The sequence below is a fragment of the Blastococcus saxobsidens genome (assembly GCF_010682065.1).
In the GTDB taxonomy this organism is placed as follows: domain Bacteria; phylum Actinomycetota; class Actinomycetes; order Mycobacteriales; family Geodermatophilaceae; genus Blastococcus; species Blastococcus saxobsidens_B.
The window spans coordinates 132,008-152,396 of record NZ_JAAGWG010000009.1 but is presented as its reverse complement, the minus strand read 5'-3'; the positions used below and the strand labels follow the sequence as shown (position 1 = coordinate 152,396).

21 protein-coding genes are annotated in these 20,389 nt (G+C 73.6%); 9 read left to right on the top strand and 12 right to left on the bottom strand.

Annotation, left to right across the window (positions count from 1 at the left end):
* Positions 1-571: 571 nt before the first annotated feature.
* Positions 572-727: a hypothetical protein gene (locus tag GCU60_RS20215; protein ID WP_345770473.1), complete on the bottom strand. Its 156-nt coding sequence runs from the start codon at positions 725-727 to the stop codon at positions 572-574.
* Between the two features lie 138 nt (positions 728-865).
* On the opposite strand from GCU60_RS20215, the gene GCU60_RS20210 reads away from it, so the two are divergent.
* Positions 866-1,027, top strand: coding sequence for a hypothetical protein (locus GCU60_RS20210; RefSeq protein WP_239520733.1), 162 nt, complete (start codon positions 866-868; stop codon positions 1,025-1,027).
* 344 nt (positions 1,028-1,371) lie between these two features.
* Here GCU60_RS20210 and GCU60_RS08035 read toward each other — a convergent pair whose 3' ends face one another.
* Positions 1,372-1,617, bottom strand: coding sequence for a hypothetical protein (locus GCU60_RS08035; RefSeq protein ID WP_163203966.1), 246 nt, complete (start codon positions 1,615-1,617; stop codon positions 1,372-1,374).
* 237 nt (positions 1,618-1,854) lie between these two features.
* On the opposite strand from GCU60_RS08035, the gene GCU60_RS08030 reads away from it, so the two are divergent.
* Positions 1,855-2,283 carry a hypothetical protein gene (locus tag GCU60_RS08030; RefSeq protein WP_163203965.1) on the top strand — a complete coding sequence of 143 codons (429 nt, stop codon included), beginning with the start codon at positions 1,855-1,857 and terminating at the stop codon, positions 2,281-2,283.
* A gap of 146 nt (positions 2,284-2,429) precedes the next feature.
* Positions 2,430-2,633, top strand: coding sequence for a cold-shock protein (locus GCU60_RS08025; RefSeq protein WP_014377016.1), 204 nt, complete (start codon positions 2,430-2,432; stop codon positions 2,631-2,633).
* A 97-nt stretch (positions 2,634-2,730) separates the two neighbouring features.
* Here GCU60_RS08025 and GCU60_RS08020 read toward each other — a convergent pair whose 3' ends face one another.
* Positions 2,731-3,207: a hypothetical protein gene (locus GCU60_RS08020; RefSeq protein WP_163203963.1), complete on the bottom strand. Its 477-nt coding sequence runs from the start codon at positions 3,205-3,207 to the stop codon at positions 2,731-2,733.
* 140 nt (positions 3,208-3,347) lie between these two features.
* Here GCU60_RS08020 and msrB point away from each other — a divergent pair, with 140 nt between their 5' ends.
* Positions 3,348-3,767 (top strand): peptide-methionine (R)-S-oxide reductase MsrB, encoded by a 420-nt coding sequence (gene msrB / locus GCU60_RS08015; RefSeq protein ID WP_163203961.1) that lies wholly within the window; start codon positions 3,348-3,350, stop codon positions 3,765-3,767.
* A gap of 96 nt (positions 3,768-3,863) precedes the next feature.
* Here msrB and hemQ read toward each other — a convergent pair whose 3' ends face one another.
* Positions 3,864-4,592: a hydrogen peroxide-dependent heme synthase gene (hemQ, locus tag GCU60_RS08010; RefSeq protein ID WP_163203959.1), complete on the bottom strand. Its 729-nt coding sequence runs from the start codon at positions 4,590-4,592 to the stop codon at positions 3,864-3,866.
* A gap of 631 nt (positions 4,593-5,223) precedes the next feature.
* On the opposite strand from hemQ, the gene GCU60_RS08005 reads away from it, so the two are divergent.
* Complete coding sequence (locus tag GCU60_RS08005; protein ID WP_163203957.1) at positions 5,224-5,985, top strand: dienelactone hydrolase family protein; 762 nt, start codon at positions 5,224-5,226, stop codon at positions 5,983-5,985.
* Here GCU60_RS08005 and hemG read toward each other — a convergent pair.
* Both hemG and hemE read right to left on the bottom strand, forming a co-directional pair.
* Positions 5,982-7,352: a protoporphyrinogen oxidase gene (gene hemG, locus GCU60_RS08000; RefSeq protein ID WP_163203955.1), complete on the bottom strand. Its 1,371-nt coding sequence runs from the start codon at positions 7,350-7,352 to the stop codon at positions 5,982-5,984. The two genes, GCU60_RS08005 and hemG, sit on opposite strands and share 4 nt — an antisense overlap.
* Positions 7,349-8,416, bottom strand: a complete 1,068-nt coding sequence (hemE, locus tag GCU60_RS07995; RefSeq protein ID WP_163203953.1) for a uroporphyrinogen decarboxylase — start codon at positions 8,414-8,416, stop codon at positions 7,349-7,351. The genes hemG and hemE overlap by 4 nt, the downstream gene beginning before the upstream one ends.
* 103 nt (positions 8,417-8,519) lie before the next feature.
* On the opposite strand from hemE, the gene GCU60_RS07990 reads away from it, so the two are divergent.
* On the top strand, positions 8,520-9,155 hold the full coding sequence (locus tag GCU60_RS07990; protein WP_163203950.1) for a DUF3000 family protein: 636 nt from the start codon (positions 8,520-8,522) through the stop codon (positions 9,153-9,155).
* A gap of 135 nt (positions 9,156-9,290) precedes the next feature.
* A complete protein-coding gene (locus GCU60_RS07985) occupies positions 9,291-10,529 on the top strand; it encodes a ribonuclease D (protein ID WP_163204013.1) in 1,239 nt (412 codons plus the stop codon).
* A gap of 105 nt (positions 10,530-10,634) precedes the next feature.
* Here the strand turns inward: GCU60_RS07985 and GCU60_RS07980 are convergent, their stop codons facing one another.
* From GCU60_RS07980 to GCU60_RS07970, 3 genes are all read right to left on the bottom strand, one after another.
* Positions 10,635-11,921, bottom strand: a complete 1,287-nt coding sequence (locus GCU60_RS07980; protein ID WP_163203948.1) for a sugar ABC transporter permease — start codon at positions 11,919-11,921, stop codon at positions 10,635-10,637.
* 10 nt (positions 11,922-11,931) lie between these two features.
* The gene (locus GCU60_RS07975; protein ID WP_163203946.1) at positions 11,932-12,735 is read right to left on the bottom strand and encodes an ATP-binding cassette domain-containing protein; all 804 of its coding nucleotides are present in this window, start codon (positions 12,733-12,735) and stop codon (positions 11,932-11,934) included.
* 139 nt (positions 12,736-12,874) lie between these two features.
* On the bottom strand, positions 12,875-13,966 hold the full coding sequence (locus GCU60_RS07970; protein WP_163203944.1) for a sugar ABC transporter substrate-binding protein: 1,092 nt from the start codon (positions 13,964-13,966) through the stop codon (positions 12,875-12,877).
* Between the two features lie 230 nt (positions 13,967-14,196).
* On the opposite strand from GCU60_RS07970, the gene GCU60_RS07965 reads away from it, so the two are divergent.
* Together GCU60_RS07965 and GCU60_RS07960 are read left to right on the top strand one after the other, a co-directional pair.
* Positions 14,197-15,408 carry a thiolase family protein gene (locus GCU60_RS07965; RefSeq protein ID WP_345770472.1) on the top strand — a complete coding sequence of 404 codons (1,212 nt, stop codon included), beginning with the start codon at positions 14,197-14,199 and terminating at the stop codon, positions 15,406-15,408.
* Positions 15,405-17,489 (top strand): 3-hydroxyacyl-CoA dehydrogenase NAD-binding domain-containing protein, encoded by a 2,085-nt coding sequence (locus GCU60_RS07960; RefSeq protein ID WP_163203940.1) that lies wholly within the window; start codon positions 15,405-15,407, stop codon positions 17,487-17,489. The genes GCU60_RS07965 and GCU60_RS07960 overlap by 4 nt, the downstream gene beginning before the upstream one ends.
* A gap of 183 nt (positions 17,490-17,672) precedes the next feature.
* Here GCU60_RS07960 and GCU60_RS07955 read toward each other — a convergent pair whose 3' ends face one another.
* From GCU60_RS07955 to GCU60_RS07945, 3 genes are all read right to left on the bottom strand, one after another.
* Positions 17,673-17,954, bottom strand: a complete 282-nt coding sequence (locus GCU60_RS07955; protein ID WP_345770471.1) for a thiamine-binding protein — start codon at positions 17,952-17,954, stop codon at positions 17,673-17,675.
* Between the two features lie 2 nt (positions 17,955-17,956).
* Complete coding sequence (dxs, locus tag GCU60_RS07950) at positions 17,957-19,900, bottom strand: 1-deoxy-D-xylulose-5-phosphate synthase (RefSeq protein WP_163203936.1); 1,944 nt, start codon at positions 19,898-19,900, stop codon at positions 17,957-17,959.
* Between the two features lie 102 nt (positions 19,901-20,002).
* Positions 20,003-20,371, bottom strand: coding sequence for a hypothetical protein (locus GCU60_RS07945; RefSeq protein WP_163203934.1), 369 nt, complete (start codon positions 20,369-20,371; stop codon positions 20,003-20,005).
* Positions 20,372-20,389 lie beyond the last annotated feature (18 nt).

Here is a 20,389-nt window from a genome sequence, read left to right as displayed (position 1 = left end):
AATGGATGCCGTCAGACAGCTCCACCCGACCCGGAGGTCGCTCCCACGTCAACAACGGTCCTGCTCAGTACAACTAGCGCCCCGCGAGGCCCACCAGGCCGACCTCATCCGCGCTGCGGTCCTCATGTCGCCGCGGGCGCCCTGGGCCGAGCGGTTCCTCGCGATGGTGGGACAACACCCCGTGCACACCGTCGTCCGGAGGAACCCCGCTCCCCCGAGACCCGCAGTTCGGGGTCCGCCACGGCCGTCGGTGCCGGCACCCCAGACCGAGCGGTTCAGTAGCTGAGGCCCTGGCAGCTATGGGTGGACACTGGATGACAGCCAGAGCGTCTGCCGGGGCCGGGCCCGGGTTCGTGTACAACCTGGTTCGCGGGCAGAGCGCTCGCGCTCACCGGATAACTCTCCCGGTTTCGCTCCAAGGCGACCTGCGCATTGGCCTGTATGCACATCGCTCAGCGGGCCTGCTCCCCGAAGATGCCGGGCGAGCCCATGCGAGTACAGCCCAGCCGGGCCAGGAAGCCGGCGGCGAAGGACGGCTGAGCCGGCGGCGAAGGACGGCTGAGCCGGCCGCTCAGCCGGCCGCGGCGGCCCGCTCGTCACGCAGGGCCTTGAAGACCCGGCGGCGCAGCGCGTCGCCGGTGGTCTCGCTGACGTCCAGGAACTGCATGGACAGGAGCCAGCGCGGCCCCTGGGACGTCTGCCGGACGATCTCGCCCTTGACGTGCACCGTGGTGTCCCCCAGGTCGAGGGTGACGTCGGTGCGGGTGCCTTGTCCGGGGGCAGACCCCAGCCGTCGACCAGGGCCCGCATCCCGGCCTCGCTGAGGTCGACCGTGAGGCCGGCCAGCCGACCGTCGGACCAGGGCATGCTCACCGACAGCTCCACGCGGGCCCGCACGCTGCGCCGCCGCTGGCTGCGCTCGGCCGGGCCGGTCGCCGTCAGGTTCCACACGACCTCCTCGGTGTCGTCGTCGACACCGACGATCTTCGCGGGGAGCGTGCGCTCCTCGTACCCGGCGACCCAGTAGAGCTCGACGGAGTCGCCCGGCTTCACCGACGTCTTCCACGCCGTGCCCTCGCCCTGCGGGCGGACGGCGATCACGTGCTCGTTCGACACCTCGACGGACGCGGTGACGGTGATGCCACGCGCGACCAGCGTGACGTCGGCCGACATGCTGACCTCGGGACGAACTGAGTCGGACTCGCTCATCGGGGACCTCCACCTGCTGCACTCAAGAAATGGGCGGCACCGTGGTGGTAGCGGTTCACTTCTCGGCAGGTTCGCCTGATCGGCTGACTCCGCAGCGCCGACCCACCCCGGAGGAGTGAGACGCCCAGGAGCCGGTGGCCGGGAGCCGGAGGCCCGGAGCGGTCAGGAGGCGAGGCGGCGCGCCGACTCGCCCAGCGCGTGCGCCGCCACCGCGGCCGGGGAGCCGATCTGCAGGGCCAGCGTCGCGGTGGCGACCATCGCGCGGAGGGCGCCGGCGGACTCCGCCAGGCGATCGGCCAGGACCAGGTCCAGGTCGGCGTCGTGCAGGTCGTCGATGTCGCGCAGGAACACGGCGCCGTCCTGGGTGGCGGTGCGGGCGGGCGCGGGGGTGGCGGCGGCGAACTGCATGGTGGCTCTCCTGGCTCGGGTGTCTCGCCGGATCCGTCCGGCTCCATGACCATCCGGCGCGCGCCGCACGAGGGGCACGGGACAACCGCAGGAATTCCGCAAGAGCCGGGCCGGGGCGGCCACCCGCACCACCCCGCTGACCCGGAGGGGTGAGCCGACCGGGCCGCCTGCCCGCCGCTGCTCCAGGCCGGGGTATCGCGGGTCGATGGAGGCCTGGACGTCGACGGAGGGAAATCGGTGAGGGTCTGGCTGCTGGTGTACGGCGTGCTCTACGTCGTCATCGAGATGATCGGCCACTCCCTGGCGTCCGTCGGCTGGCCGCAGGTCACCGCCCTGGACGTCGCCACCGCGGTGACCGACGCCTTCCTCGCCGTCTCCCTCGCGCTCGCCGCGATCCTCGGCCTGAAGCTGGCGGCCCGCCGCTGGGGACCGGCCCTCGCCGCCCGCCTGCACACCGCCGGACTGGTCGAGGTGTTCCCCACCGCGCCGCTGGGCGTCCGCTCGTGGCGCGCCGACCCCGTGGCGCTGCCCGCGGCACCCGCCCCGGCACCGGCCCGGCCGCCCGTGCGCGGGACGTACGAGGTGGGGGCGTCCGGCAGCGTCTGGCGTCGCCGGGACCGCCGGGTCGCACCGTCCTTCCCCGAGGAGCCCGGCCACCTGCTGTGATGCCGGCGAGCCACCGTCGGTGAGCCGCAGCTCACAGTTGTGCCGCGCCTTGTTCCCTTCCGGCGGAGTTTGGCTAGGGTTGTGCCGTCGGGAAGGCCCTGCGATATGGCAGGACCCCGATGCACCACCTCAGCTAGGAGCGAGCAATGCCCGAAGGAACTGTCAAGTGGTTCAACGCGGAGAAGGGGTTCGGCTTCGCCACCCCCGACGGCGGCGGCCCGGACGTTTTCGTCCACTACTCGGCCATCCAGTCCAGCGGGTACCGCTCGCTCGATGAAGGCCAGCGGATCGCGTTCGACATCGAGCAGGGCCAGAAGGGCCCGCAGGCTGCGAACGTCACGCCGCTCTGATCACCTGATCAGCACAGCGCCCCCGCCCGGACCCCGGGCGGGGGCGCTGTCGTTCTGGGGGCTGTCGTTCAGGGGCGCTGTCGTTCGCAGACCGGCGTCACCGGTGCCGCGGCACGTACCCGCCGATGAGCGCCGACATCAGCATGGCGCCGTCGTACTCCCCCACTGCGGCCGCCGCATCGGCGAAGCTCCGCCACCGCTGCCGTTCGACCTCGGTGGGCGCCTTCTCGGCGCGCACGGTCAGCTGCTCGAGCAGCCGATCCCACTCCCCCTGCGGCGTGGGCCAGAGCCCGGCCAGCCGCCGCGCCTCGGGCGAGATGCCGGTGATCCGCACGATGTCGCCGGCGTGGTTGGTGAGGGGCTCGATGTACCCGCCGGCGACCAGCGCCTTCGCGGCGGTGACGACGTCGGCCTTCGGCAGCCCGCTCGCCGGCACCACCGCGCCCAGGAGGTAGGGCGACCCTCCGTGCTCGGGCGCGTCGACCAGCCGGGCGATGGCCCGCAGCACGGGCAGGTCCCGGGTGAACCAGGTGTCGGGCAGGAGGCCGTCGGACGGCTGCGGGGCGGGGGTCACTCCCCCAGTCTCCCCGGCCGCGCACGCGGCGGCGTCCCGCCTCCCCCCGGCGGGGTGGGCGCTCGTTCCCCGCCCTGCCGGACGCCCTCGGCACGGGAGCCGGCGGGAATGGCGCTCCGGCCGCGACCGTTGACCCGGGCATGACGACCTCCCCCGAGAAGCCCCGGGTCAGCAGGACCGACGAGGAGTGGCGGGCGCAGCTGTCGCCGGAGGAGTACGCGGTTCTCCGCCAGGCCGGCACCGAGCGGGCCTGGACCGGCGAGTACGTGGACACCAAGACCGTCGGCGTCTACGAGTGCCGCGCCTGCGGTGCCGAGCTGTTCCGCTCCGAGACCAAGTTCGACTCGCACTGCGGGTGGCCGTCGTTCTACGAGGCCTCCGCCGAGGACAACGTGATCCTCCGCGAGGACCGCAGCTACGGGATGGTCCGCACCGAGGTGCTCTGCGCCTCCTGCGAGAGCCACCTGGGCCACCTGTTCGACGACGCCCCGCAGACGCCCACCGGCGACCGGTACTGCATCAACTCCGTCAGCATCAGGCTGCAGCCGGCCACCAGCTGAGCTCCACCCGCACACGCCGAGGGCGGTCACCGAGCGATCGGTGACCGCCCTCGGGCGTTCGACCTGCTCTTCCGCGGAAAGGCAGGTCTGGTCGCGTCAGGCCAGGTCCGCGACCAGTTCCGCGACGGGCTTGCGGACGCCGCTGTAGAACGGCACCTCCTCGCGCACGTGCCGGCGGGCCCGGCTGGCCCGCAGGTCGCGCATGAGGTCCACGATGCGGTGCATCTCGTCGGCCTCGAAGGCGAGCATCCACTCGTAGTCCCCGAGGGCGAAGGCGGCGACGGTGTTGGCCCGCACGTCCGGGTAGGGCCGCGCCTGCATGCCGTGCTCCTTGAGCATGTCCCGCCGCTCCTCGTCGGGCAGCAGGTACCACTCGTAGGACCGCACGAACGGGTAGACGCAGATGTAGCGGCGCGGCTCCTCGTCGGCGAGGAACGCCGGGATGTGGCTGCGGTTGAACTCCGCGGGCCGGTGCAGCGCCATCTGCGACCACACCGGGTCCAGGCTGCGGCCCAGCGCCGTCCGGCGGAACCGGGTGTAGGCCTCCTGCAGCGCCTCCGGCGTCTCGGCGTGCCACCAGACCATGACGTCGGCGTCGGCCCGGAAACCCGCGACGTCGTAGGTGCCGCGGACCACGACGCCCTTGCCGGCCAGCTCGGCGAACAGCTCGTCGACCTCGGCGGCCGCCTGCTGCCGGCCCTCGTCGGCGAGCGGCCGGGCCAGCCGGAACACCGACCACATGGTGTAGCGGATCATGTCGTTGAGCTCGTTCGCCCGCTTGCCGATGCTGCGCTCGCCCGACTGCGTCCCGGTCTGCTCGGTCATGCCGCCATTCTCCCTCTCCTCGTTCCCGCCCGGGAGGCACCCGGGACGTCGCCCTCCTCACGCCGCGGCCCCGGCCCCTCCGCAGGGGGAGGCCCGGGGCCGCGGGTGCGGGGCCGCGTCAGCGCGCGGTGCGCAGCGTCTCCGGGCGGTCATCGGCCCGCGGGCGGCGTGCGTCGCGGCAGACGGAGCAGGCGGCCATCCACACGTGGTGGCGAAGGCACTGGGCCTGCCGGTCGGCCTGGCTGGGGACGCGGCCGCGATCAGACGAACTGGTCTGGTGGATGGGGTACGTGATGCTCACTGGAGTGCCAACACCGACGGCGAGGTCCCGATGCCCCGGACCCCCGTGGCGTCCGACACGGGAGCGCCCCCCTCGGCCGGGCCATCGAGGTGCCCTACCGGTCGGACGACGGCGCGGAGCGCACGCCCGCCGACCGCCGCGGCCCTGATCCGCAGCGAGAACGCGGTGGTGGCCCGCCGCCCCCTCAGCTACGTTGCCCGCGACAGCGGCCGGCGATCAAGGGGGTGGTACCCGTGCACGAAGTACCGCACAGGCGCTCCCCGCGAGGGCTCCCGTGGGACGGGAGGCCGTCCGGGAGCGCCTTCCAGCACACCCCTGGAAGGCACGACCATGCAGTTCTCCTCCGATCGACTCCTCGACGACGATCTCCGCGAACGGCGGTTCCTCCTCGGTGAGATCCCGGGCATCCTGTGGACGCCGGCCAGCACACCCGCACCGGCCCCGCTGATCCTGCTGGGGCACCCCGGCGGGTTGGCCGCCATGCACCCCCGGCTCGTCGCTCGCGCCCGGCATTCGGCGCTCGAGGGCTTCGCCACGGCCACCATCGAGCTGCCCTGGAGTGGCGATCGCCCGGGGTCCGCCTCCGCGGAGAAGGCCGGAGCCGACCTCCGGCGAGCGCTCGCGGCCGGCCAGCCGGTGCGCGACGAGATCGTCGACCGGCTCGTCCTCCCGCTGGTCGACACGGCGGTGCCGGAATGGCAGACGGCCCTGGACGCCATGCTCGCGCTGCCCGGGATCGACGGCCCGGTCGGCTACTCAGGCGGGGTGACCGCCATGGGAGTCCGCCTGGCGGCGGTCGAGCCGCGCATCTCCGCAGCTCTCCTGTTCGCCGGGAGCTACGTGCCCCGCAGGACGTACGAGGAGGCCCGTCACGTCACCGTCCCGTTGCTGGTCCTGCTGCAGTGGGACGACGAGGGGAACGACCGGCGGATGGCCCTCGAACTGTTCGACGCCCTCGGCTCCGCGGAGAAGACACTGCACGCCAACACGGGTGGGCACACCGGCGTCCCGCCGTTCGAAGGCGACGACGCCAACCGGTTCTTCGCCCGGCACCTGGTGCACAGCCGGCGGTCCGACCGCTCAGGGCCCTAGCCGTGCAGCGCGTCGACCGCCCGGTGCGCGTCCCGGATGCAGGCGGGGATGCCCACCCCCTCGAACGCCGCACCGGCGACGGCCAGCCCCGGCACCTCGCCGACCGCCCCGCGGATCGCCGCGACCCGCGCCGGGTGGCCGACCAGGTACTGCGGCAGCCCCCCGCCCCAGCGGGCGACCGCGGTGTCCACCGGCTCCGGGCGCGAGAGCCCGAGCAGGTCGACGACGTCGGCCACGACGGCCGCGGCGAGGTCCTCGTCGGTGCGCTGCAGCTCCGACTCGTCGCGGAACCGGCCGACCGAGGAACGCACCAGCAGGACGTCGTCGCCCAGGTGCGGCCACTTGGCCGACGACACCGTCACGCCCTTGACCAAGCGCCCGGCCACCGGCGGCACCAGCAACCCGGACCCGGCGTCCACCTCCTGGGCGGGGAAGGCCATCGCCACCACGGCCATGGAGGCGTACGGGATGCCCTGCAACGGCTCCACCGCGTCCGGCGCGACGTCGCGCAGCAGCCGGGCCGCCTTGCCCGCCGGGGCGGCGACCAGGACGGCGTCGGCGGGAAACACCTCGGGGGCGGCCACCGGCCCGGCGAGCACCTCGAAGCCGGTCGCGGTCCGGCGGACGGCGTGCGCCGGGGTGCGCAGCCGCACGTCCGCGCGCGCGGCGGCGACCAGCGCGGCGGGCAGCGAGCCGATCCCCTCGTCGACCGTGCGGAACACCGGCCCGTCGGCGTCGCCGCGGCTGCGGTCGCCGGCCGCGCGGGCCGCCGCCGCGGCGGCCAGCACCGACCGCTCCCGGCCCAGGTGCGTGGCGAGTGCCGGCATGGTGGCCTGCAGGGACAGCTCGTCGGCCCGGCCGGCGTAGACGCCGCCGAGCAGCGGCTCGACCAGCCGGTCGACCACCTCGTCGCCCAGCCGCTCGCGGAGCAGCCCGCCGACGGCGACGTCGCCGTCGAGGGTCAGCGGCGGCAGCTCGGCCTCGGCCCGTACCCGCGCGACGCCGTCCGGGGACAGGAAGCCGTCCAGTCCCTCGGCGGACGCCGGGACGCCCAGCACCGTGCCGGCCGGCAGCGGGAACCGCCCCTCGGGCAGCACGACCGAGGCCTGCGTGGTGCCCGGGGAGACCAGCCGGTCCCCCAGTCCCAGGGCCTCGACCAGCTCCACGGCCTCCGGTACCCGGGCGAGCATCGCCTCCGGGCCGGTGTCGTACCAGTGGCCGGCCAGCCGGATCCGGTGCAGCTTGCCGCCGATCCGGTCGCCGGCCTCCAGGACGACGATCTCGTCGTCGGGGCGCCGTCGCCGCCACTCGAAGGCTGCGGCCAGGCCGGTGATCCCGGCCCCGACCACCACCAGGCGGCGGGTCACTTCGCCGTCAGCTCGTGGACCAGCTCGACGACGTGCGTGAGCACGCCGGGGTCGGTGTCGGGGAGGACGCCGTGGCCCAGGTTGAAGACGTGCCCGCGCGCGGCCCGGCCCTGCTCGACGACGCGACGCACCTCGCGGTCGACGGTCGCCCGGTCGGCCAGCAGGACGGCGGGGTCGAGGTTGCCCTGCAGGGAGTAGCCGGGGCCCACCCGCCGCGCAGCCTCGTCCAGCGGCACCCGCCAGTCGACCCCGACCACGTCGGCCCCCGCCTCCCCGATCAGCGGGAGCAGCTCACCGGTGCCGACGCCGAAGTGGATGCGCGGCACCCTGTCCTCCCCCGCCCGCCCATCGCCCATCCCGTCGAAGACCGCCCGCGAGTGGGGCAGCACCCGCTCGGCGTAGTCGACGGCCGAGAGCACGCCGGCCCAGGAGTCGAACAGCTGCACGGCCGAGGCGCCGGCGTCGACCTGGGTGCGCAGGAACATCGAGGAGGAGATCGACAGCCGCTCCAGCAGCCGCGCCCACGCCTCCGGCTCGGCGTGCATGAAGGCCTTGGTGCGGGCGTGCTCCTTGGAGGGCCCGCCCTCGATCAGGTACGTGGCCAGGGTGAACGGCGCGCCGGCGAAGCCGATGAGCGGCGTGGGGCCGAGCTCGGCGACCAGCCGGCCGACCGCCGTCCGGATGAAGTCCAGCGCGGCGGGGTCGAGCTCGGGCAGCGCGTCGACGTCGGCGACGCTGCGCACCGGGTTCGCGATGACCGGGCCGACGCCCGGCTTGATCTCGATGTCGACGCCCGCCACGACCAGCGGCAGCACGATGTCGGAGAAGAAGATCGCCGCGTCCACCCCGTGCCGGCGCACCGGCTGCAGGGTGATCTCGGTGATCAGGTCGGGGTCCTGGCAGGCCTCGAGCATCTTGGTGCCGGCCCGCAGTTCCCGGTACTCCGGCAGCGAGCGCCCGGCCTGGCGCATGAACCAGACGGGCGTGCGGGAGACGGGGAGCCCTCGGGCGGCGCGGACGAGATCGGATTCGGCCGGGGACGCCGACGCGGGTGCGGGACTCACGAGCGTCGATCCTCCCAGACGCGGCGCGGACGCGTGGCCCGCGTCCCGTGCGCGTGCGGCGCGTCTGCGGCCCCCCGGTGTTTCCCGGCCTACTCTGCGCTTCGTGGAGCCGCGCAACCTGGCAGACGCCGGGGAACCCGCCGGAGACGTCCCCGACGTCCCCGCGGCCTTCCGTGCGGCCCTGGAGTCGCTGGCCTCGGTCCGGATCCGCCCGGAGATCGAGCTGGAGCACATCCCGGCCCCGAAGCGCCTCGCTCCCTACGCGCACGCGATCGGGGCCCGGGTGCCCGATCCCGACGGGGACGGCGGCGAGGACGACCTCGAGATCGCCAGCGCGCGGTTCATCGTGCTGTTCGACCCCGACGGTCACGAGGCGTGGCACGGCACCATGCGCTGCGTCGGCTACCTCTCCGCGGCCACCGACGAGCAGCTGGTCGACGACACGATGTTCTCCGAGGTCGCGTGGAGCTGGCTGACCGACGCGCTGGCCGAGGCCGAGACCGGGCACCACACCGTCGGCGGCACGGTCACCCGCACGGCCTCGACCCGGTTCGGCGAGCTGGCCGGGCCCGAGCACTCCGTCGACGTGGAGATCCGCGCCTCGTGGACCGCCGAGGGCACCGACCTCGACCGGCACCTGCTGGCATGGCTCGAGGTGCTGGGCAACGCGGCCGGTCTCCCGCCCCCCGGGGTGCGGCTGCTGGGTCCCTCCGACCGGGTCGGTAGCGAGACTCTCTAACATCGAGCCGGCACGACGGGCGCCTGCCCGCGGAGCCGGTGCTCCTTCCCCCTGGATCCCGCGGTCGCACCGCGGCGGACCCGGCCGGGCGCCGGCGGCCCGACCGACGAGGACCGGCAAGAAGGTGGACGGCAACTGAGCACCGACCCCACTCCCCCGCCGGAGGAGGACACCCCCCCGGAGGCCACGCCCCTCCTCGCCCCGCGCGACGGGCTCCCCCCGGTCATCGAGAACTCCACCCAGCTGGTCGAGTACGCCGATGCGCTGCGCTCGGGCACCGGCCCGGTCGCCGTCGACGCCGAGCGCGCCTCCGGCTACCGGTACGGCCAGAAGGCCTACCTGGTGCAGCTGCGCCGCAACGGCTCGGGCACCGGGCTGGTCGACCCCGTCCCGCTGCCGGACCTGTCGGCCATCCAGGAGGCCATCGGCGACGCCGAGTGGGTGCTGCACGCGGCCAACCAGGACCTGCCGTGCCTGGCCGAGATCGGGCTCGTCCCCGCCCGGGTGTTCGACACCGAGCTGGCCGCCCGCCTGGCCGGCCTGCCCCGCGTCGGCCTCGGCGCCGTCGTCGAGTCCCTGCTGGGCTTCTCGCTGCAGAAGGGCCACTCCGCCGCCGACTGGAGCACCCGGCCGCTGCCCGAGGAGTGGCTGGTCTACGCCGCCCTCGACGTCGAGGTGCTGGTGGACCTCCGGGACGCGCTGGCCGCGATCCTCGAGGAGCAGGGCAAGACCGAGTGGGCCCGGCAGGAGTTCGAGGCGATCCTCGCCGCCGGCCCGCCGGCCCCGAAGCAGGACCCGTGGCGGCGCACCTCCGGGGTGCACGGGCTGCGCAGCCGGCGCCAGCTGGGCATGCTGCGGGCGATCTGGGAGGCGCGGGACGACCTCGCCCGCCGCCGCGACGTCGCCCCCGGACGGGTGCTCCCCGACTCGGCGATGGTCGCCGCCGTGCAGGCCGACCCGAAGAACGAGGGTGCTCTGCTCGAGCTGCCGGTGTTCCGCGGCCGGGCGAACCGCCGGCTGGTCGCCCACTGGTTCACCGCCCTGGCCCGCGGCAAGGCGCTGCCGGAGGACGAGCTCCCGCTGCACAGCAAGCCCGGCGACGGCCCGCCGCCGGTGAACCGCTGGTCCGACCGCGACCCGGCCGCCGCCACCCGCCTGCAGGCGGCCCGGGCCGGGCTCGCCGAGCTCTCGGAGAAGCACTCCGTGCCGGTGGAGAACATCGTCTCCCCCGACCTGGTGCGCCGGATCATGTGGAGCCCGCCGGAGCCGCGCGTGGCAGCGACCGTCGCCGAGGCGCTGCGCGCCGGTGGCGCACGCGAGTGGCAGGTCGAGCTGACGCTCGACGTGCTCACCGACGCCGTCGGCCGCGCCTGACCAGGGACCCCGCACACGCCGGAGGGGCGCCGTCCGCTGCCGGGCGGCGCCCCTCCTGCGTGGTCACCTGCCGCCCGCCGGCTCGAGCACGGCGGGCGGCAGGGGTCATCGTCGGGCCGTGGCGGCCCGTCGGCGGGCGATCGCGTCCACGCTGGCCGCGAGCAGCAGCACCCCACCGGTGATGATGAAGTTCAGGTACGCGGCCACACCGAGGAGGCCGAGACCGTTGTTGATGATCGCGATCACCAGCCCGCCGAGGACGGCGTCGCGCGCCCTCCCCCGGCCGCCGAAGAGGCTGGTACCACCGATGACGGCGGCCCCGACGGCGTAGAGCAGCGTGTTGCCCGCACCGGCGTCCGGCGTCACCGAGCTCAGCCGCGAGGTGGCGAGGATGCCGCTGATCGCCGCCAGGCTCGAGGAGATCACGAACGCCGCCACCCGGATCCGGGTCACGTTGATGCCGGCCCGGCGGGCGGCCTCGGCGTTCCCACCGACGGCGTAGACGTGCCGGCCGAAGCTCGTGCGCGCCAGCACGAAGGTCAGCACAAGCAGCAGGACGACCACCAGCGGCACCGCGTACGGGATGCCGGCCAGGTCGATCGCGGCGGCCAGCGCGCGGTCGACGCTGAGCAGGGCGGTGACACCGAAGACGACCGCGGCGATGACCGCGATCCGGGCCACCACGATGATCAGCGGCTGGTGCGCCAGCCCGCGGGACCGCTGGGAGCGCCAGCGCCAGAGCTCGACGGCGGCGTAGGCGACGGCGACGAGGACGGCCAGCACCCAGCCGAGGGTGACCGGGACGTTCTCGTTGGCCAGCGCCCGGATGACCGGCTCGCGCACCGGCACGGTGCCGCCCTGCCCGATCAGCCGCAGCGTCACGCCCTGGAAGCCCAGGAAGAGCGCCAGGGTGACCACGAACGACGGGATGCCGATGATGCCGACCAGGCTGCCGGTGAACATGCCGATCACCGCACCGGCGGCGATGGCGGCGAGCACGGCGACCGGCCAGGAGAAGCCGCCCTGCACCAGCAGCTGGGCCAGCACCGCCGAGCAGACGCCGCTGACGACACCGGCGGACAGGTCGATCTCACCGAGCAGCAGGACGAAGACCAGCCCCATCGCGAGCACGATGATCGGCGTGGCCTGGACGAGCAGGTTGGCCAGGTTCAGCGGGGTGAGGAAGGTGCCCGGCCGCAGGACCGTGAAGAGGATCCCGAGGACCACGATCCCCAGGACGGCCGGCAGGGCACCGAGGTCACCGGCGCGCAGCTTGTTCAGGTAGCCCTGGGCGACGCCGCGCACGGTGTTGTCCTGGCGGTCGCCCTCGAAGCCGCCGGCCGGCTTGTGCGGTCCGCTCGCCTCGGCGGCAGTCAGCGTGTTGCTCGACATGACGGTCCTCTCAGTCCTCGAGGTCATCGGCGGAGAGGCCCAGGTCGCCGGAGCGGCCGGAGGTGATCAGCTCGATGACCTGGGTCCGGTCGACGTCGGAGATGGGCACGTCCGCGGCGATCCGGCCCAGGTACAGGGCGGCCACGCGGTCGGCGACCTCGAAGACGTCGACCATGTTGTGGGTGATGAAGACGACGGCGTGGCCGGTGTCGGCCAGCCGCCGGACCAGGTCGAGCACCTGGCGGGTCTGGGCGACGCCGAGCGCGGCCGTCGGCTCGTCGAGGATGACGAGCTTGGACTCCCACAGCACGGCCTTGGCGATGGCCACGGTCTGCCGCTGGCCACCGGACAGGCTCGACACCAGCTGGCGCACCGACTTCAGCGTGCGCACCGACAGCTTGGTGAGGGTGTCCCGCGCCGCCTCCTCCATGGAGGCCTCGTCCAGGAGCAGGCCCCGCTTGCGCTCGCGGCCCAGGAACATGTTCTGGACGACGTCGAGGTTGTCGGCCAGCGCGAGGTCCTGGTAGACGACCTCGATGCCCAGCCGGGCGGCGTCGCGGGGGCCGTTGAGCTGCACCGGGTCGCCCTCGAACTCCACGGTCCCGGAGTCGATCGGGTGGATGCCGGCGATGCTCTTGATCAGGGTGCTCTTGCCCGCGCCGTTGTCACCGACGAGCGCGGTGACCTTGCCGGGGTAGACGTCCAGGTGGACGTCGTGCAGGACCTGCACGGCCCCGAAGCTCTTGTTGACGCCCCGCAGGCTCAGGGTGGGCCGGTCGAGGGTGGTGGTGGGGGTCGGTTCGCTTCCGGACACCGATGGGTCCCTTCCTGCAGGAGTGCGGCCACGGAAGGCCGGGGACGGTCTGGTGCCCTGCGGGTGCCGGCCAACCGGCACCCGCAGGGCAGGAGCAGACGGCCGGGGCACCCGTCAGCGGGTGCCCCGGCCCGACGGCTCAGGAGATCCCGAGCTCCGTGCAGGCAGCCGCGAACTCACCGGTGCAGACGTCGGCGGCGGTCTGGTAGCCGTCGTCGATGACCTGCTTGACGTTGTCCCGGAAGATCGCGATGGGCTCGAGGAGCACCGAGGGGACCGTGCGGTCACCCTCGGGGTCCTCGGCCTCGCCGTCGACCGAGGGGGTCTCGCCGTTGACCAGGGCCACGGCGAGCTCGGCCAGGGCGTTGGCCTCCTCCTCGATCGGCTTGTAGACGGTCATGCACTGACGGTTCGCGAGGATGTTCTGCAGACCCTCGACGGTGGCGTCCTGTCCGGTGACCGGCACCTGCCCGGCCACGTTGTTGCGGCCCAGGATCGAGACGACCGCGTTGGCGAGACCGTCGTTGGCGGCCACGACACCCTGGATGTCACCACCGGCCTGGGTGTACATCTGCTCGAAGATCGTGGCGGCCTGCTGGTTGTCCCAGTCCGGCACGGCCTGCTCGGCGACGACCGTGTACTGGTCCATGCCGTCGAGGACCTCGTGCGCACCCTCGGAGAACAGGGTGGCGTTGTTGTCGTCGGGCGAGCCGTTCAGGTAGGCGATGTTCGCCGGCTCCTCGCCGAGGCACTGGGCCAGGCCCTCGCCCTGCAGGCGGCCGACCTCGGTGTTGTCGAACGAGACGTAGTAGTCGCTCTCGCCACCCAGGGTCAGACGGTCGTAGTCGATCGTCTGCACGCCCTGCTGCTCGGCCTGCTGCTGGATCGCGGCACCGGAGGCCGAGTCGAGGTTGGTGATCGCCAGGACGGTGACGCCCTCGGTGATCATCTGCTCGGCGATGGTCTTCATCCGCTGGGCGTCGCCCTGCGCGTTCTGGATGTCGAACTCGACCCCGGCCTCCTTGAAGGCTGCCTCCAGGAGCGGGCGGTCGGCCGACTCCCAGCGCGCCGAGGACGCCGTGTCGGGGAGGATCACGCCGATCTTGCCGGCCGCGTCGCCGCCGCCACCACCGCCGTTGCCGCCGTTACCGCCGTCGTCGCCACCACACGCGGCCAGGCCGAAGACCATGGCCGCCGCGATCGCCGTCGTCACAGTGCGCCGTCGCGCCATGAGAGGGACCTCAATTCGTTGGGGTTACAGATAAATTCCAGCGGGTCATCTTGCGCGCCCCCCTCGCCCGATCGCAACGCGCACCCCGTCGCCGTTGCAGGACCGTGACCGCGGGCCCCCTCGAACGGGGGTCGTGCCGCGCTTGGCGGCCCGGTTACCGACGGGTAACTTGTCCGTGCCGGCCCTCTTGGGTCGGTTACGAATCCCGCGGAGGTTCTGTGTCCCAGAAAGTGCGACGGCCACGCTCGCTGCGTGAGGTCGTCTTCGTCGACGGCGTACGCACTCCCTTCGGCAAGGCAGGCCCGAAGGGCATCTACGCCGAGACGCGCGCCGACGACCTCGTCGTGCGCTGCATCCGCGAGCTGATGCGCCGCAACCCGGCACTGCCGGCCGACCGGGTGGACGAGGTGGCCATCGCCGCCACCACCCAGATCGGCGACCAGGGGCTGACCCTGGGCCGCACCGCCGCGCTGCTCGCAGGCCTGCCGAAGACCGTTCCGGGCTACTCGATCGACCGCATGTGCGCCGGCGCGATGACCGCGGTGACCACCACCGCGTCCGGCATCGCCTTCGGCGCCTACGACGTCGCCATCGCCGGCGGCGTCGAGCACATGGGCAACCACCCCATGGGCGAGGGCGTGGACCCCAACCCGCGGATCATCAGCGAGAAGCTGGTCGACCCCTCCGCGCTGGTCATGGGCTCCACCGCCGAGAACCTGCACGACCGGTTCCCGCACCTGACCAAGGAACGCGCCGACGCGTTCGCGCTGGCCAGCCAGCAGAAGTACGCCAAGGCCGTCGCCAACGGGCAGATCGGCCCGGAGCTGGTCACCATGGCGACCCGCTCGAAGGACAACGGCTGGGGCGTCGCGACGGTCGACGAGCCGCCGCGGCCGCAGACCACCCTCGAGGGCCTGGGCACGCTGAAGACCCCGTTCCGCCCGCACGGGAACGTCACCGCCGGCAACGCCGCCGGTCTGAACGACGGCGCCACCACCTGCCTGCTCGCCGCCGAGGACGTCGCGGAGGAGCTCGGGCTGAACGTCGGCATGCGCCTGATCGGCTACGGCTTCGTGGGCGTCGAGCCCGAGGTCATGGGCATCGGCCCGGTGCCCTCGACGGAGAAGGCACTGGCCCGCACCGGCCTGTCGATCTCCGACATCGGCCTGTTCGAGCTGAACGAGGCCTTCGCCATCCAGGTGCTGGCCTTCCTCGACCACTTCGGCATCGCCGACGACGACGAGCGGGTCAACCCGTGGGGCGGCGCCATCGCCGTCGGCCACCCGCTCGCCTCCTCCGGCGTCCGCCTGATGACCCAGCTCTCGCGGCAGTTCGCCGAGCGCCCCGACGTCCGCTACGGCCTCACCGCCATGTGCGTCGGCCTCGGCATGGGCGCCACCGTGATCTGGGAGAACCCGAACTGGGAAGGGGCTGCCAAGTGAGCGCGGTCTTCGAGAACGAGGTCGTCACCGAGGCAAAGGTCCGGTTCCTGGACCTGCCCGGCCTCTCGGGCGAGTTCGCCCTGATCACCATCGACAACGGGCACGACCACACCCGCCCGTCGACGTTCGGCCCCGGCGGGCTCGCCTCGCTGGACGCCGCGCTGGACGAGATCGCCGCCCACTCCCCCGCCCCCGCGGCGATCGGGGTCACCGGCAAGCCGTTCATCTTCGCCGTCGGCGCCGACCTCTCCGGCGTTCCCTCGGTGACCGACGCGTCGGCCGCCCGGGAGATCGCCGAGACCGGCCACCGGGTGTTCCGGCGGCTCAAGGACGCCGGCGTCCCGACGTTCGCCTTCGTCAACGGCGTCGCCCTCGGCGGTGGCCTGGAGCTGGCGCTGCACTGCTCCTACCGGACCATCAGCGCGGGCGCGGCCGTCGGCTTCCCCGAGGCCTTCCTCGGGCTGGTCCCCGGCTGGGGCGGCACTCAGCTGCTGCCGAACCTGATCGGCATCGACGCCGCCGTCACGGTGATCGTCGAGAACGCGCTGGCCCAGAACAAGATGACGCCGGCGCCGAAGGCGGCGAAGCTCGGCATCGCCGACGCGCTGTTCGAGCCGGCCGACTTCCTCGAGCGCTCGCTCGAGTGGGCCGTCGGGGTGCTCGACGGCTCGGTGACGCCCGCCCGTCCCGAGGTCGACCGCTCCGCCTGGGACGAGGCGATCGCCCGTGCCCGCGGCGTGGTGGCCGCCCGCACCCGCGACGCCTCCCCCGGCGCCGTGCGTTCGGTGGACCTGCTCGAGCTCGCCCGCAACGGTGTCGACGGCGAGGCGTTCACCGCCGGCACCGCCGCGGAGGACGACGCGCTCGCCGAGCTGCTGATGAGCGACCCGCTGCGGGCCTCGCTGTACTCCTTCGACCTGGTGAACAAGCGGGCCAAGCGGCCGGCCGGCGCGCCGGACAAGTCGCTGGCCCGCAAGGTCACCAAGGTCGGCGTCGTCGGTGCCGGGCTCATGGCCTCGCAGCTGGCCATGCTGTTCGTGCGGCAGCTGAAGGTGCCGGTCGTGCTGACCGACATCGACCAGGCCCGCGTGGACAAGGGCGTGGCCTACGTGCACGGCGAGCTGGACAAGCTGGCCCAGCGCGGCCGGCTGAACCCCGACAAGCTCAACCAGCTCAAGGGCCTGGTCACCGGTTCGCTGTCCAAGGACGTCTTCGCCGACGCCGACCTCGTCATCGAGGCCGTCTTCGAGGAGATGTCGGTCAAGCAGCAGGTGTTCGCCGAGGTGGAGGCCGTCGTCTCGGCGGAGTGCGTGCTGGCGACCAACACCTCCGCGCTGTCGGTGACGGAGATGGCCGCCAAGCTCGAGCACCCCGAGCGCGTGGTCGGCCTGCACTTCTTCAACCCGGTGGCCGTCCTCCCGCTGCTGGAGGTCGTGCGCGCCGAGCAGACCGACGACGCCACGCTGGCCACCGCCTTCGCCGTCGGCAGGTCGCTGAAGAAGAGCTGCGTGCTCGTCGCGGACGCCCCGGCGTTCGTGGTGAACCGCCTCCTCACCCGCTTCCTGGGCGAGGTCACCGCGGCCGTGGAGCAGGGCACGCCGGTCGAGGTGGCCGAGCGCGCGCTCGACCCGCTGGGCCTGCCGATGACGCCGTTCGAGCTGCTCTCGCTCGTCGGCCCGGCGGTCGCGCTGCACGTGGCCGAGCGCATGCACGAGGCCTTCCCCGACCGGTTCGCCGTCGGCGAGGGGCTGCGCAAGGTCGTCGAGCTGGGCAAGACCAGCGTCTTCTCCGAGCCCGGCGTCGTCGACCCCGAGCTCGTGGACGCCTTCGCCGGCGACTCCCCGCTGACCGAGGAGCAGGTGCACGACCGCGCGGTCGAGGCACTGGCGCAGGAGATCCGGCTGATGCTGGACGAGGGCGTCGTGCAGGCCGCGCAGGACATCGACCTGTGCATGATCCTCGGCGCGGGCTGGCCGTTCTGGCTGGGCGGCATCACCGCCTACCTGGACCGCACCGGCGTCTCGGAGAAGGTGACCGGTTCCCGGTTCCTGCCGCAGGGTGTGGCCTCGCTGCCTGCCTGATCCGAAGAGCCCGGACGGCCCGGCCCCCTCAGCGTGGAGGGAGCCGGGCCGTTCGTCGTGCGGAGGCGGGAACGGACTGTCGGCCCGAGTGGGGCCCGGAGGGTCCCGCGCAGGGACGACGCAGCGGCTCAGCGGCGTAGGGGGTCGGCACGTGGCCGCGGTGTCGTCCGGAGGACGACGGTGTCAGAGCCGGAACTTGCTGGTCAGGCTGTCCATCGTGCGGTTCACCGAGGCGACCTTGATGTGGGAGAGGCCGGCGGTCGCGCCGGCGGCGAGCATGGCCTCGTGCGCGGCGCGCAGCGTCGCCCACACCTCGTCGGCCTCGCCCTCGAGCGTGGTGCCCAGCGCGCCGACCTCGTGGCGCAGCCCCGACGCCTGGATCACCGCGATCGCGGCCTCCACGTGCGCGTGCGGGTCCTCCGCCGTCCCGGGCGGCGACGGCGCCACCTGGATCTCGGCGATCACGGTCACTGCTGGGCGCCGTCGACCCGCTCGGGGACGGCGCTCTCAGTGCGTTCCGCGAGCCGCGACGTCCACTCCGCGATCCGGCGGGCGACGTCCTGCTCGGTGAGCCCGGCGTCGGCGAGCACCTGGCCGCGGCTGCCGTGGTCGAAGAACTGCTGCGGCAGGCCCATCGAGCGCACCGGCACGTCGACGCCGCGGTCCTGCAGCGCCTGGGTGAGCGTGGTGCCCACTCCCCCGGCACGGCCGCCGTCCTCGACGGTGACCACCAGCCGGTAGCCGGCGGCCAGGTCGAGCAGTTCGTCGGCCACCGGCAGGACCCACCGCGGGTCGACGACGGTGACCCCGATCCCGTGGTCGGCGGCGCGCTCGGCGGCGGCCAGGCACATCGGCACCATGGAGCCGACGGCGACCAGCAGCACGGTGCTCTCCACCCGCCCACCGTCCCCGGTCATCCGCTCGCCCCGCCGCAGCACGTCGACCGGGCCCCGCCGCTCGAGCGCGGGGATGTCGACCGGCGGCGCCCCCTTGGGGAAGCGGACGACGGTCGGCCCGTCGGTCACCGCGACCGACTCGCGCAGGGCCTCGCGCAGCGTCGACTCGTCGCGCGGCGCCGCCAGCCGGATCCCGGGGACGACGGAGAGGATCGACATGTCCCACATGCCGTTGTGCGACGCGCCGTCGGTGCCGGTGACCCCGGCGCGGTCGAGCACCACGGTGACCGGCTGGCGGTGCAGCGCCACGTCCATGAGCAACTGGTCGAAGGCGCGGTTGAGGAACGTCGAGTAGACGGCGACGACGGGGTGCAGCCCGCCCATCGCCAGGCCCGCGGCCGAGGTCAGCGCGTGCTGCTCGGCGATGCCGACGTCGAAGGTCCGCTCCGGGAACCGCTCGGCGAACGCCGCCAGGCCGGTCGGGTGCAGCATCGCGGCGGTGATGGCCACGACGTCGGACCGCTCGGCGCCGATGCGCACCAGCTCGTCGGAGAACGCCGTCGTCCAGTCGCGCGCGGCGGCGACGCTGGTGCCGCTGTCGGGGTCGAAGACCCCGGTGGCGTGCCAGGCGTCGATCTGATCGGTCTCGGCCGGCGGGTAGCCGAAGCCCTTGGTCGTGACGGCGTGCACGATGACCGGCCCGCCGAAGGAGCGGGCCCGGCGGAGTGCGGACTCCATGACCTCGACGTCGTGCCCGTCGACCGGGCCGATGTACTTCATGCCCAGGTCCTCGAACATGCCCTGGGGCGACAGGACGTCCTTGAGGCCCTTCTTGATGGCGTGCAGCGCGTCGTAGAGCGCCGAGCCGACGACCGGCGCCTTGTGCAGCGCCTGGCGCACCTGGAGCAGGGCGTTCTCGTAGCCCGGGCGCAGCCGCAGGGTGGCCAGCGCGTCGGCCACGCCCCCGATGGTCGGCGAGTAGGAGCGGCCGTTGTCGTTGACGACGATGACGACGGGGCGGTCCTGCGCGGCGGCGATGTTGTTCAGCGCCTCCCAGGCCATGCCGCCGGTCAGCGCGCCGTCACCGATGACGGCGACGACCGGGCGGCCGTCGCCGCGGATCGCGAAGGCCTTGGCCAGCCCGTCGGCGTAGGACAGCGACGTCGAGGCGTGGCTGTTCTCGACCCAGTCGTGCTCGCTCTCGATCCGGCTCGGGTAGCCGGACAGGCCGCCGCGCTGGCGCAGCCGCTCGAACTCCTCCACCCGGCCGGTGAGCATCTTGTGCACGTAGGACTGGTGGCCGGTGTCGAAGACGATCGGCTCGCGCGGCGACTCGAACACCCGGTGCAGGGCGATGGTCAGCTCGACGCAGCCGAGGTTGGGGCCCAGGTGACCGCCGGTCTTGGCCACGCTGGCCACCAGCGCGTCACGGATCTCCGCCGCGAGGGCGGGGAGCTGCTCGGGGGGCAGGGCACGCAGGTCCTCGGGGCCCCGGAGCGATCGCAGCAGCGGCACGGGTCGCGGTGTCCTCTCGTGGGCAGCGCGGCCCGGACGGAGGCCGCCGGTTCACTGTAGCCGCGGAATCGGCGCAGGCACGGTGAGCAAGATCGCTGCCGCTCAGAGCCGGGGCACCCACCGCTCCCCGCGCAGCGCCCCGCCGACCACCTCGACACCGCGGCCGGCGGCAGCCAGCCGGGCGCCCTCGCGCTCGTACGCCGCGATGGCGGCCTCGATCGCCTCGACCGGCAGCTGGTCGGCGAGCTCCACCCGGACGGTCCGCCACCCCTTCCGGGCGGCCTCCACCCCGGCGGCGACGTGGTCGGCGGCGAACCGGGCGAGCAGCACCGGGTACCGGCGCAGCACCTCGTGCGCCCGGTAGTCGGGAGGCACGAGGTCGAACAGCCAGGCCACGGCGGTGCGCTCCCAGTCCGGCGCACCCGGCGGCCGCACCTCCTCCGGCCAGCCCGGCGGCACCGTCGCGTCCACCCCGCCAGTGTCGCTCCC